The organism is Vulcanococcus sp. DEBay_Sum22DG08_74 (genome assembly GCF_017852955.1).
Classification (GTDB): domain Bacteria; phylum Cyanobacteriota; class Cyanobacteriia; order PCC-6307; family Cyanobiaceae; genus Vulcanococcus.
Genome location: NZ_JAFMKL010000049.1, coordinates 1 through 12516, shown reverse-complemented (window position 1 = coordinate 12516; position 12516 = coordinate 1). Strand labels below are relative to the sequence as shown.

The following is a 12516-nucleotide window of genomic DNA, read 5'->3' as shown; positions in this document are numbered from 1 at the left end:
TGAGCTGATGGCCGAGCTCACTGTTCGCTGGCACCGATCGATTGAAGAGATCCCCGAGGCGCATTGGCAGGCCCTCACGGAGGCGGCTGGGCTCCCCTTCTACTCCTGGCGCTGGCTGGCTGGCCTGGAGCGCTCCGGAAGTGTCGCGCCTCGCCAGGGTTGGCAGCCCTGTCACCTGAGCCTCTGGCGCGGGGAGCAGCTGATCGCCGTCGCTCCGCTGTACCTCAAGGGCCACAGCTACGGCGAGTTCGTCTTCGATCAGTCCTTTGCGGAATTGGCCGCCCAGCTGGGCCAGCGCTACTACCCGAAGTTGCTGGGTATGAGCCCCTTAAGCCCCGTGGTGGGCTATCGCTTTTTCACCGCTGGCGGCGAGGACGCCCAGCAGGTCACCGCCCTGTTGATGCAGTGCATTGATCGTTTCTGCGCCGAGAACCAGATCTTCAGCTGCAACTTTCTCTATGCCGATCCCCAGTGGCAGGCCCTGGCGGAGTCGGCGGGCTGCGCCACTTGGCTGAACCAGCAGAGCCTGTGGAGCAACCAGAGCTATGGCTGCTTCGATGACTACCTCGCGAGCTTCAACGCCAACCAACGCCGCAACATCAAGCGCGAGCGCAAGGCCGTGGAGCGCGCCGGGATCACGGTGACGGCCTTGGCGGGGGAGGAGCTGCCGGCCGCGATGCTCGAGCGGATGCACCACTTCTATGCCCAGCACTGCGCCCGTTGGGGGCCTTGGGGGAGCAAATACCTCACAGAAGCCTTCTTCGATGAGGCGGCGGCGGAGCTGCGGGAACACCTGGTGCTGTTCAGCGCCCATCGGGGCGATCCCCACGATCCGGTGGCGATGTCCCTCTGCGTGCACACCGGCCAGCACCTATGGGGCCGCTACTGGGGCAGTGACGAGGAGATCGACAACCTCCATTTCGAGGTCTGCTACTACGCCCCGATCCAGTGGGCCATTGAGCGCGGCATTCAGCGTTTTGACCCTGGCGCCGGCGGCAGTCACAAGCGCCGCCGCGGTTTTGTCGCCCGCTCCCATGCCTCCCTGCACCGCTGGTACCACGAACCCTTTGATGCCATTGCCCGGCGCTGGTTGCCGGAGGCCAATCGCGAACAGCTCAGTCAGATTGAGGCGGTGAATGCCGAGCTCCCCTTCACGGGGGCGACGCGATCCCTGACGGATTCCGCTGCGTAGCATCCGCCCATGAGCCCGTTTTCGCTAGAGCAGCGCCGCAGCCTCGATGAGGGGCTCTCCCAGCGCTTCATCGCCCTGGATCCCGCCGGTTATTTCCTGATCAAGATCGACCGCGAGGCGGGCGAGTTGATCGCGGAGCACTACAGCAATGCGATTGATGACCGGGGGCTAGCCACCGATCCCGACACCGGTGAGGTGATCAGCTGCAAAGGCGCTGGCCCCCGCGCTGCCGTGGCGGTCTATCGCGGCCGCAGCGCCAAGGAGTTGGGCATGGCGCTGACGGAAGGGGAGGGTCCCCATCCCTTGAGTTGCCTGGATCACGCCCTGTATCTGGGCCGTGAATTGCAGAAGGCGGAGCAGGCTCTCGAGAGCGGCGACACCTACATCCAGGACTAGGCCGGCTGCAGTTCCCGCGTTGGCGTCGAAGGGCTGTTGGGGGGCTCTGGCGGCAGGGCGGCCAACTGCTCTTGGATCTCCTGGGTGACCACCGCGCGGTACTCCATGAAGTGTTCGTTGTGGGCGAGCACCACCAGGAACTGCTCGAGCACCGCAGGGTTCTTCTGGGCGACCTCCAGCAGGGACCGCCAGAAGCGCAGGCGAGTGTTGCGCTTCACGCCCTGACGCCAGAGCACGATCAGCAGGGCGCGCACATCGGTCCAGGCGGGCAGGGTGGCTTTGCCAAAGGTGGCGGGCACGAATTCCTGCCAGCGCGGCTTGCCCATCTTCAGGTAGTAGTGCTTGACCCGGTCGATGTAGGCGTGGGGCTCATAGAGGCGACAGAAGGCGTCGACGTACTCGTTGGCGATGTCGCGAATCGGCCGGGTGGGCACGAAGTTCAGCAGGTTGGTCTGGTTGACCCCCTTGGCGTCGGCCTTCTCTTGGATCAGCCGGCCTTCCTTCTCCAGCCGGTGCCAGAGCCCGGTGTTGGGTAGGGCCTGAAGCATCCCCATCATTGCGGCGGGAATGCCGGTGCGGGTCACGAACTCGACGATCCGATCGCCGGCTCCGGTCTTCTCGCCGTCGAAACCGATGATGAATCCGGCCATGACCCGCAGGCCGTAGGAGTTGATCCGGTCGACGGCTTCCTCGAGGGAGCTGCGGGTGTTTTGGTGTTTGCCGGCCACCGAGAGGCTGGCCTCATCGGGGGTCTCAATGCCAAGGAAGACCGAGTCGAAGCGGCACTCGGCCATCATCTGCATCAGCTCTTCATCCGCCGCCAGGTCAACGGAGGCTTCGGTGGCAAAGCTGAAGGGGTAGCCCCGCTCGATCTGCCATTGCTTCAGGGCCGGGAGCAGCAACTTGGCGTTGCGCTTGTTGCCGATGAAGTTGTCATCCACCAGGAAGATCGAGCGCCGCCAGCCCAGGTCGTAGAGGGACTGGAGTTCGGCGATCAGCTGCTCAGGGGTCTTGGTCCTGGGCTTACGGCCATAGAGAACGATGATGTCGCAGAACTCGCACTGGAACGGGCAGCCCCTGGAGAACTGCACGCTCATCGAGTCGTAGGCGTCGAGCTTCAGTAGGTCAAAGCGCGGCACCGGTGTGCTCGTGACGTCCGGCTTTTCGCCGTTGGCACTGAAGCGTCCGCCGGCTTCACCCTTCTCGATCGCCTCGATGAACATCGGCAGGGTGATTTCACCCTCATCGAGCACCTTGAAATCCGCCAGGCCCAGTTCCGGCGCGTCAGGGGTGGAGCTGGCGAAGGGGCCGCCGACGGCAACGGGAAGACCCCGCTCTTTGGCCTTGGCGATCTGCGCGGCCATGTCGGCCTTCTGCACGATCATCCCGGAGATGACCACCAGCTCAGCCCAGTCCCAGTCGGCCTCGCTGACCTCTTCAACGTTGCGGTCCACCAGCTTCATGGGCCAGTGCTGGGGCAGCAGCGCCGCCACCGTGACCATCCCCAGGGGTGGCAGCAGAACCTTGCGGTTCACGAGCTCGAGAATTTTCTCGTAGCTCCAAAAGGTCTTGGGAAACTCGGGGTAGATGAACAGAGTGTTCATGCCGTTCGGTGGTCTCCAGTGAGATGCGTGGAACGGCTGCCCCCTAGGGGACATCCGATGAGTTGGCGACCAGCCTAGGCCGAGTGACCAGGGGGCGGGCTGGTTTCTGCTCTAATAGCGCACAGTTGAACGCACCGAACCATGGGCCCCGTGATCTATCTCGCACTGGTCGGCGGTGGTTTGGTGGCGGCTGCAGCCATCTCCTTCGTGCTGCGCGGCATCAAGCTGGTCTGAGCCGCATCCTGCGGTTCCGCAGGAGCTCCCAGACCCCTAGCGCAGCCCCAAGGCTGCCAAGCACGGCCAGGCAGCTCCAGAGGCCTCCAGGCAGCGTTTCCGTGAGAAGCGCTGCCGCCAGACCACTGAGTCCTCCACCCCCCAAAAAGGCGATCTGACCAAGGCCTGCCATTCGTCCCCGGAGCACCTGGGGAGCATGCACTTGGATGATCAGATTGGTCCCCGCCAGAAGGCTTGCGGTGCCGGCTCCGATCAGGAAGGCCATGGCCAAGCCCCAGGCGAGTGCTCCTTGCTGGGCTAACCCGATTTGGGCCAGTGCCGTCAGCAGGGTGGTGCTGCCCAGAAGCCAACCCGGGCGCGCGCTGATTGCAGCGGCGTTGCGCTGCAGTAGGACCCCGCCGCAGATGCTGCCGCAGGCCAGAACGCTGGTGAACAGCCCCAGGGCCATTGGGCTTGGTCCCAGGAGCTCAAGGGCCATCAGTGGCGCCAGCCCAGGGTGGAAGAAGCCCACTAGGCAGGCCGCGGCGGTGAAGCTGAGGACGTGGCGCAGGCTGGCGCCGCACTCGCGCCAGGCCGTGAGCAGGTTGGCCGCTTGGCCGCCCTGACTGCGGCGTTCCCGCTCGCGATGGGGTGCCATCAGCCAGAGCAGGGTGAGGATCGGGAAGAGATAGGTGGCCGCATCCAGGCTGAGGGCCAGGGTGGGTCCGGTGGCCGCCAGCAGCAGTCCCCCCAGGGGCGGTCCGACCAATTTGCCGACGTTGAAGATCACCGAGAAGCTGGCGAGGTAGGGACCGAGTTGTTCGGGCTCGTCCACCAGCAGGGCGACGTATTTGTTGCGGGCCGTCAGTTCGTAGGTGCTCGCAATTCCGATGCCCAGGGTGCTGAGCAGAAGCAGCAGGTCTTGCTTGGGACCCACCGTTAAGGGAATGGCGATGGCACCGAGCACCGCTGCGGCGAGCAGGGCCCATTGGGCGCGGATCAGGACCCGCTCACTGCCGAGTCGATCGGTGAGTACCCCGGCCGGGCCGCTGATCACCAGGGTCGGCAGGGTCAGGACGGCGAAGTTGAGCGCCAACAGAAACGGGTTGCCGGCACCCTCCATCAGCAACCAGCCTTTGGCGGTCAGCCCGGCAAAGGAGCCGGCGGTGCTGATCCCTGAGGCCAGTAAAAACGTGGTGCGTTGATGCCGCGTGAGGCGTCCTTGCAGACGCTTCAGTCCCTGTTGAATCAAGACTGAGCCCGCTGCATCGAGAGGGCGTCTTGGACCATGGCCTTGGCTCCCACGACCTCACCAATCAGGTCGTAGGTGTCCGCGGCGGTGATGCGCACCGGGACCATCGTTCCGGGGGCAGCGCAGAGCCCGCCTTCACCGGGCATCACCCGCACTTCGCCATCGACTTCGGGGGCAAAGCGGGCGCAGCGACCAATCATTTCGCCGCTGCTGGGGTTCTCCTGTTCGATCAGGACATCCACGATCCGCCCCACCCAAGCGGCGTTGCGCTCGGCGGCGATGGGCTGTTGCAGTGCCATCAGGCGGTCCTTGCGCTCAGCGGCGATCTCCGCGGGCACCTGGTTGGGCAGCTCGGCCGCGGGGGTTCCCTCCTCGGGCGAGAAGGTGAAGACCCCCACATGGTCGAAGCGTTGCTCGGCCACGAAATCCAGGAGGTGCTGGAACTGCTCTTCGGTTTCGCCCGGGTAGCCGACGATGAAGGTGGTGCGCAGCACGGCGTCCGGGAGTTGCTCGCGAATGCGCGCCAGCACACCGTTGGTGACATCGGCCTGCCAGGGGCGATTCATCGCCCGCAGGACATCCGGGTGGCTGTGCTGCAGCGGTAGATCCAGATAGGGCAGGACGTTGGGGACGTCCCGGTAGGCCGCCAGCACCTCAGGGGTGAGCCCCGTGGGGTAGGCGTAGTGCACGCGGATCCAGGGAATCTCCACCTCGCCGAGGGCGCGCAGTAGCTCGGCTAATTGAGGCTTGCCGGCGAGATCAAGGCCGTAATTCGTCGTGATCTGGCTGATCAGGACCAACTCCTGCACGCCCTGGGCTGCCAGTTGGCGCGCCTCGGCAACGATGCTCTCGATCGTGCGGGAGCGTTGGTCGCCGCGCAGGTGGGGAATGATGCAGAAGGCGCAGCGGTAGTCGCAGCCCTCGGCCACCTTCAGGTAGGCCACCGCCTCGCTGGTGGTCCGGTAGCGGGGCAGGTTCTCGTCGCCCACGAAGGTGGGGTTGGCGCTGACCTGATTCACCCGCTCGCCGGCTTCGACCCGCTCGAGCACGCTGACGATGTGTTGGTAGTCGCCGGTGCCAACGATGGCCTTGGCTTCCGGCAGGCTCTCGAGCAGTTCCTCTTGGAAGTGCTGGGCGAGGCAGCCGGCAATGATCAACTCCTTGCCCTGCTCGGCCAGTTCCACCAGGGTGCGAACGGACTCTTCCCGGGCGTCCTGAATGAAGCTGCAGGTGTTGACGACCACGACGTTGGCGTCGGCTTCATCGGCGCTGACCCCGTAGCCGGCCTCCGCCAGCAGGCCGAGCATGTGCTCGGTGTCGACGCGGTTCTTCTCGCAGCCGAGATGCGCGAACGCCACCGTTTTTCCAGTATTTGGTCGGGCGCTATCGGTCATGGAGGAGCTCAAGAAGGTCGGCCGCTCGCTGGCCAATCCCTAACCCTACTGATCAGGATCCCTGCCACAATTCCTCCAACGTCAGGAGTCCTGCGCCGTGAGTTCATCGCGCCTGAGTGAACGTCTTGGAAGCCAGCGCCGGCGCGGCGATGGCGGCAAGCGTTGGGTGCGGGTCGTGATGGCCGTTCTGGCCACCATCGGTGTGATTGACACCGGCTCGATCACCCTGAGCAAGTGGGGCTTGATCGGCAATCTCAGCTGCAGCTCGACCGGCCTGTTTGGCTGCAATGGCTGCGAGAAGGTGCTCTCCAGTGCTTGGGGTTCGCTGTTTGGACAGCCCCTGGCCCTCTTTGGACTGCTGGGCTACGGCGCGGTCCTGTTGATGGCCGTCGTTCCCCTCGTGCTGCAAGGGGAGTTGCGGGTGAGCCTGGGCCAGCGCAGCTGGTGGGGGTTGTTTCTTCTGAGCACCGGCATGGCGGTGTTCAGCGCGGTGTTGCTGGGGGTCATGGCCTTTGGCATCCGCGACTGCTGCCCCTTCTGCATCCTCTCGGCCGGTCTGAGTTCAGCGCTGTTTGTCCTCAGCCTGATTGGTGGTGATTGGGAGGACCGCGGCCAGCTGATCTTCAGCGGCGTCATTACGGCCCTGTTGGTGGGCGTCATTGGTTTGGGTTGGGCGGCCTCCGTGGGGCGTCCGGTGGTGGATTCCGCTCCAGGTGTCTCCCCTCCGGTGCGCAGTGAAAGTGGGCCGGCACAAATCGCCTTGGCGGAACATCTGACCGCCAGTGGCGCGAAGGTCTACACCGCCTACTGGTGCCCCCACTGCCATGAGCAGAAGGAGCTCTTTGGTCGCCAGGCCGCCGAAAAGCTGACGGTGATCGAGTGCGCTCCCGATGGCCGCAATAGCCAGCGCGAGCTGTGCGAGGCCAAGAAGATCGAGGGCTATCCCACCTGGGAGATCAATGGCCAGCTCGATTCCGGTGCTAAGCCCCTGGCCAAATTGGCCGAGGCCAGCGGCTACAACGGACCGCCCCTTCAGTAAGCGTTAGTCCGCCAGGGCCTCAGTGCTGATGCTGAGCCCCTTTCGCTGCACGCTGTGGCGCCGCCAGAAGGGCTGCCTGGCTGGGGCGTCGACGCGGTAGTGACCGCCGCGACTTTCGGTTCTGAAGAGGGCTGACTCCATCAGCAGGGCCGCCACGGTGGCCCGTTGCTTGAGGTCATGGGCCTTGGCCAGCCAACGGACCTGCTCTTGAGACAGCTGCAGAGCTTGGTCGTGCCCCAGTGTTTGGACGGCCTGCAGGAGGGGTTGCCCGCTGAGCGCGCCCTCCAGCTGCTGGCAGGCCCGGTAGCCCGCGAGCAGTTCGTGTCCGTTGCGCTCCACACCGGCCCGCTGCCAGCAGAGGCGTCGCAGCTCCTCGGTCTGCAGCTCGATTGCCTCGAGGCTGATGGGCGGATGCTCCGCCATGGCCTTTTCAGGCAAGGGCTCTGGCCTGGCGGATGGGGCTGGGGAGAGGTCGATGTCCCGCAGTTGCCTGGCGTAGACCAGGCATTCCATCAGGGAATTGCTGGCCAGGCGGTTGGCGCCATGGACGCCGCTGCTGGCCACCTCCCCAACGGCGTAGAGGCCAGGGATGGTGGTGGCTGAGCGGGCATCGGTGCGCAGGCCCCCCATGCAGTAGTGCGCTGCGGGCGCGACGGGGATGGGGGCCTCGGTGGGTTCAAGGCCCAACTCGCGGCAGCGCCCCAGGATCGTCGGGAACTGCCGCTCCAGCTTGCTGGTCCCGACGGGCCGCAGGTCGAGCCAGAGGTGAGGGGTCTGCCGCTCCCGCATCCGCTGGACCAGGGCCCGGCTGACGGCATCCCGCGGCGCGAGATCTCCTCCGCTGAGCTGACTGACGGGGCTTTCTCCTTGGTCGTCGACCAATCGGGCGCCCTCGCCGCGCACCGCCTCTGAGATCAGGAAGTGGGGGGCCCCCGGCAGCATCAAGGCCGTGGGGTGGAACTGGACGAACTCGAGATCGCGGACCGCCGCGCCGGCCCGCCAGGCCATGGCGATGCCGTCGCCGCTGGCCTGCTTGGGGTTGGTGGTGTTGGCGAAGAGGTGCGCCGCCCCGCCGGTGGCCAGCACCACCGCCCGGGCTTGGAGCCACTGCACCGTGCCGTCTACCAGGACTTGCAGGCCGCGGCAGTGGCCGTCGCTGATCCAAAGCTGGAGCGCAAGGCCCCCCTGGATCCGCTGCAGGCCCGGCCGCTGCAGCACCTTGCGCTCCAGGGCATCCACCAGTGCTCCACCGGTGCGGTCCTGGGCATGCAGGACCCGCCGGTGGCTGTGGGCGGCCTCCAGGGTGGTGCTCAGTCCGCCTTCATGGCGGTCGAAGTCCATGCCCAGCTCCAGGAGCCGCTCGACGCAGGCCGGCGCCTCGCGCACGAGCAACTCGACCGCGGGTCGATCGCAGAGATCTCCGCCTGCCTTGAGGGTGTCCTGTAGATGGCTCGCGAAGCTGTCCTCAGGTCGTGTGACCGCAGCGATGCCCCCCTGGGCCCAGCGACTCGCCGAGCGGGGGGCGCGATCTTTGCTCAGCAGCAGGACGCTGAGACCTTCCGGTAATTCGAGGGCTGCCATCAGGCCTGCGGCACCCCCGCCCACCACGATTACGTCCCAATTGGAGGGAATGGACGGCATCAGGCCTGGACTGACTGAGGCAACAAAAAAGCCGTCGGGATGGCCCGACGGCGGTCACCGGCTGCGGAATCTAGACCTCAGCTGAGCGCTTGAAACGCTCAGGCAATCAACGGTATTGGCCGTCGTTGATCCGATCGAAGCCTTCGTTGAGGGCGATGGACGCCGGGGTGACGGTGAAGTTGCCCTTGTACTTCTCCACCAGTTCCTTCTGGCGATCGGTCAGGTCGAGGCTGAACAGGTCGTCAACACTGTTGTAGGGGCCACCCAGCACGATCTTGCCGGCCAGGGTGGGGTACATCCCGGGGAAGGCTTGGAAGCGACGGACCGAGCAGTTGTTCAGGTCGATCTTGTCGCCGCGCTCTGAAATCTTGTCGTCTGCGACGTTGCGCAGCGAATCGGCCTGAGCGGCGGGGGCGATGATCAGGCTGAGGAGCAGGCCGGCCATCAGCACTCCACTCATGAGCCACGAAACCAGCCGTTTCATTGATAACTCCGTCTGAACGGGAACCACAGGGAGAGGGCTGCTAGGCAGCCAGCCCTGCAAACCTACAAGCAGCGGTCCTCGCGGCTGTGCCCTTGCGTTGAGGCTTTTGCAGTTCTTCAGATCAGCCCACTCCAGTGGGGTGACCAGAGGGCTGCAGCGAGGAAAAGTCCATCCACCGCAAGGGTTGTCGCCATGGCGGCCGCGGCGACTCTCCAGGCGCCATCGGGATGGTGCCAATAACGGCGGCAGAGGTTCAACAGCACCACGCCCGCCAGCAGGGTGACCCCCAGGGGCATGGGCTCCAGCACCCCAAGGGCCGCCTGATGCAGCAGGGCGGTGGCCTGATCGATGGGTGCGTTGAGCACTTCGGTCCAATGGCGCATCACGCCGGTCACGGCCATCACACCGTCTGTGGCGGCGGTTCCGACCAAGGAGGCCAGGTAGAAGCTGGCCGCGAGGCGCCAGCGGGTGCCAAGCCCCCCGAGGGCCAGGGGCAGGGCGAAGGCCTCAATCGGCAGATGCCAGAGGGGATGCAGGCGGCACCAGCCCCAAAACAGGCATCCCCCAAGCCAGCTGCCGCTGAAGCCCACCAGCAAGCTGCCGGTGCTGCTCAACCGTTGGTTGGGGTGCTCCGACAGGGCGATCCCCAGGAACAGCAAGGGGGCCGTGAAGAGCGCCGCAGAAAAGGGTGCCAGGCGCACCCAGGGGGCCTGAAGGAAGACCGGCAGGGCCACCAGTAGGCAGCCCGACAGCCAAAGCCCCCAGCCTTTTGCCTCGGAGCCACGGCTTGGCGTTGCCTGGGTCAGCGTCCCTGTGGTGAGGCTGGGCTGCACCCCGAGCACAACGCCTGTAACGAAAGGTATCCAACCTTAAAGGGTGCGCGGCTTCTCAAGGCCTCCCCCCGCGCATAGGGTCTGGCCTGATCCTTGCTGCCCTGCCGTGACCACCCTTCCCCCCACTGAGTCGCTGGGGGTCTTGGAGGCCTGTTGGCGTTTTTTGGTTCTCGGTGTGGTGCAGGGCCTGACGGAGTTCTTGCCCATCAGCAGCACGGCGCACCTGAAGGTGGTGCCGGTCCTGCTCGGCTGGGGTGATCCCGGCGTGGCGGTGACCGCGGTGATCCAGCTGGGAAGCATCGCTGCGGTGATTGGCTTCTTCCGCGAGGACCTCAAACAGGTGATCCAGGCCTCCTGGCAGGCCTGGCGTGCTCAGCGCTGGGAGACCCCTGAGGCGCGCTTGGGGCAGGCGATTCTTTGGGGCACCCTGCCGATCCTGGTGGCGGGCCTGGGGATCAAGCTCTTTGTTCCGGACTTTGATCAGTCCCCGCTGCGCAGCCTCACCTCCATCGGGATCGTCTCGATCGTGATGGGCCTGCTGCTGGGGCTGGCGGAGCGTTGGGGCAGCCGTCGCCGCGTTCTCGGCGATGTCGAGCTACGGGACGGCTGGCTGGTGGGCCTGGCCCAAACCTTGGCCCTGATCCCCGGGGTCTCCCGTTCGGGCAGCACCCTGACGGCCGCGCTGTTTGACGGCTGGAAGCGTTCGGAAGCCGCTCGCTTTTCCTTCTTGCTCGGGATTCCGGCCATCAGCCTGGCCGGTTTGGTGGAGCTCAAGGATGCGTTTTCACAGCCAGCGGCCGGCGGGGCCCTGCCGCTGCTGGTGGGCATTGCCTCTTCGGCGGTGGTGTCTTGGCTGGCGATTGCCTGGTTGCTGCGTTTTCTGCAGAACCACAGCACCTGGTGGTTCGTCGGCTACCGCGTCTTTTTTGGTCTGGGGGTGATTCTTTGGGCCGCCCGCAGCGTCGCCTGATCCAGCTGCGTCTCAGACTGAAGGCAGGTGTGCAGTAGCGGCCTGTGTGGAATGAGCCTTCGGCCGGGGTGGTCCTGGCCGAGACAAATGGAGAGGTCAGGCTTCCCGCTCCTGCGGTGGTGGATCGCGTCGAGCCGGACTCCATTGGCGATGAGTTGGGGATCCAACCGGGTGATCGCCTGCTGAGCATCAACGGGGTGCGGCCCAGGGATCTGATTGACCTGCAGTTTTTGGTCGGAGAGGAAGAGCTCTGCCTGGAGGTGCAGGACCCCGATGGCAGCGTGCATCGGGTGGAGCTGGAGAAGGATGCCGATGAGGGCCTCGGCCTGGCCTTCACCGAGGCGCTGTTCGATGGCCTGAAGCAGTGCAACAACGCCTGCCCCTTTTGCTTCATCGACCAGCAGCCCCCGGGCCATCGCCGCAGTCTTTACGTCAAAGATGACGACTACCGGCTGAGCTTTCTCTACGGCTCCTACCTCACCCTGACGAACCTCTCGGCTGCCGATTGGCAGCGGATCGAGCAGCAGCGCCTCTCGCCCCTGTTCGTCTCGGTGCACGCCACCAACCCGGAGCTCCGCTCCCAGCTGCTGGTGAACCCCAGGGCGGCGTTGCTGCTGGAGCAGTTGGCTTGGTTCCAGCAGCGGCAGCTGCAGATCCATGCCCAGGTGGTGGTCTGCCCGGGCCGCAATGACGGCGAGGCCCTGGAGCAGACCCTCAGGGATCTCTCGGAGTTCGCCGGTGGGGAGTGGCCAGCGGTGCTCTCTGCTGCCGTGGTCCCCGTGGGCTTGACCCGTTATCGGCCCGATGGGGATGGCTTGGTGCCGGTGGACCGGTCCTGCGCCCAGCGGGTGATCGCCCAGGTGGAGGCCTTGCAGGAGGGATTCCGGGAGCGCTTCGGTAGCCGTTTCGCGTGGCTCTCGGATGAGTGGTATCTGATGGCGGGCTATCCCCTGCCGGATCGGGCCGACTACGAGGACCTGCCCCAAGAGGGGAATGGGGTGGGGAGTATTCGCTCTTTTCTGGAGGCGATGGATGAGGCCACCAGCGATCTGCCGGCTGCCCTGGCGGCCCCCAGGCGGGTGAGTTGGGTGGTGGGGCAGTTGGTGGCGGAGGCCCTGCAGCCGGCGGTGGACCGTCTGAACCAGGTCGAAGGCTTGGAGGTGCTGCTGAAGGGCCTGCCCAGTCCCTACTGGGGTCAGGATCAGGTCGTAACGGGATTGCTCACCGGTTCAGACCTGCTCGAGGGTCTGGAGGGCGCGGAGCTGGGTGATGAATTGCTGTTGCCTGCTGTAATGCTGCGTCAGGGTGAACCGATCTTTTTAGACGACCAACCCTTTGAGGCCGTTGCGGCGCAACTGAAGTCCCCTGTGCGCCTGGTGCATGGGGCGGACGACATCGTGGCCGCCTGCCTGGGCGAATAAAGATCGGTTCATTAAGGTTCGCTCAGATTTATTTTTTAGGAATTTCGGTGGTTCGCTTTTCTCGCGCAATTGCTGCG

At 65.3% G+C, this 12516-nt stretch carries 12 protein-coding genes; 6 read left to right on the top strand and 6 right to left on the bottom strand.

Translation table 11 applies throughout. The features are described 5' to 3' along the window. Positions 1-7: 7 nt before the first annotated feature. On the top strand, positions 8-1192 hold the full coding sequence (locus QZ184_RS06970; RefSeq protein ID WP_296418741.1) for a GNAT family N-acetyltransferase: 1185 nt from the start codon (positions 8-10) through the stop codon (positions 1190-1192). Between the two features lie 9 nt (positions 1193-1201). Beyond that, positions 1202-1588: a DUF4346 domain-containing protein gene (locus QZ184_RS06965; RefSeq protein WP_296416351.1), complete on the top strand. Its 387-nt coding sequence runs from the start codon at positions 1202-1204 to the stop codon at positions 1586-1588. Here QZ184_RS06965 and QZ184_RS06960 read toward each other — a convergent pair. Beyond that, positions 1585-3192, bottom strand: a complete 1608-nt coding sequence (locus tag QZ184_RS06960) for a B12-binding domain-containing radical SAM protein (protein ID WP_296416352.1) — start codon at positions 3190-3192, stop codon at positions 1585-1587. The genes QZ184_RS06965 and QZ184_RS06960 overlap by 4 nt on opposite strands. A gap of 141 nt (positions 3193-3333) precedes the next feature. Here QZ184_RS06960 and QZ184_RS06955 point away from each other — a divergent pair, with 141 nt between their 5' ends. Next, positions 3334-3426 carry a hypothetical protein gene (locus QZ184_RS06955; protein ID WP_010313192.1) on the top strand — a complete coding sequence of 31 codons (93 nt, stop codon included), beginning with the start codon at positions 3334-3336 and terminating at the stop codon, positions 3424-3426. Here the strand turns inward: QZ184_RS06955 and QZ184_RS06950 are convergent. Together QZ184_RS06950 and rimO are read right to left on the bottom strand one after the other, a co-directional pair. Beyond that, a complete protein-coding gene (locus QZ184_RS06950; protein ID WP_296418738.1) occupies positions 3413-4657 on the bottom strand; it encodes an MFS transporter in 1245 nt (414 codons plus the stop codon). The two genes, QZ184_RS06955 and QZ184_RS06950, sit on opposite strands and share 14 nt — an antisense overlap. After that, complete coding sequence (rimO, locus tag QZ184_RS06945; protein ID WP_296416354.1) at positions 4654-6051, bottom strand: 30S ribosomal protein S12 methylthiotransferase RimO; 1398 nt, start codon at positions 6049-6051, stop codon at positions 4654-4656. Before rimO ends, QZ184_RS06950 begins: the two co-directional genes overlap by 4 nt. A 97-nt stretch (positions 6052-6148) precedes the next feature. On the opposite strand from rimO, the gene QZ184_RS06940 reads away from it, so the two are divergent. Beyond that, the gene (locus QZ184_RS06940; protein ID WP_247476970.1) at positions 6149-7090 is read left to right on the top strand and encodes a vitamin K epoxide reductase family protein; all 942 of its coding nucleotides are present in this window, start codon (positions 6149-6151) and stop codon (positions 7088-7090) included. Positions 7091-7093: 3 nt separating this feature from the next. Here the strand turns inward: QZ184_RS06940 and nadB are convergent, their stop codons facing one another. The 3 genes from nadB to QZ184_RS06925 form a co-directional block, all read right to left on the bottom strand. Then, entirely contained in the window at positions 7094-8731 is a 1638-nt protein-coding gene (gene nadB / locus QZ184_RS06935; protein ID WP_296418736.1) for an L-aspartate oxidase, read from the bottom strand. 106 nt (positions 8732-8837) lie between these two features. Beyond that, complete coding sequence (gene psbU / locus QZ184_RS06930) at positions 8838-9215, bottom strand: photosystem II complex extrinsic protein PsbU (protein WP_010313181.1); 378 nt, start codon at positions 9213-9215, stop codon at positions 8838-8840. 116 nt (positions 9216-9331) lie between these two features. Beyond that, a complete protein-coding gene (locus tag QZ184_RS06925; protein WP_296416356.1) occupies positions 9332-10057 on the bottom strand; it encodes a DUF3120 domain-containing protein in 726 nt (241 codons plus the stop codon). Positions 10058-10154: 97 nt separating this feature from the next. On the opposite strand from QZ184_RS06925, the gene QZ184_RS06920 reads away from it, so the two are divergent. Both QZ184_RS06920 and QZ184_RS06915 read left to right on the top strand, forming a co-directional pair. After that, the gene (locus QZ184_RS06920; RefSeq protein ID WP_296416357.1) at positions 10155-11018 is read left to right on the top strand and encodes an undecaprenyl-diphosphate phosphatase; all 864 of its coding nucleotides are present in this window, start codon (positions 10155-10157) and stop codon (positions 11016-11018) included. Positions 11019-11062: 44 nt separating this feature from the next. Continuing rightward, positions 11063-12439, top strand: coding sequence for a TIGR03279 family radical SAM protein (locus QZ184_RS06915; RefSeq protein ID WP_296418734.1), 1377 nt, complete (start codon positions 11063-11065; stop codon positions 12437-12439). The last annotated feature ends 77 nt before the right edge of the window (positions 12440-12516 follow it).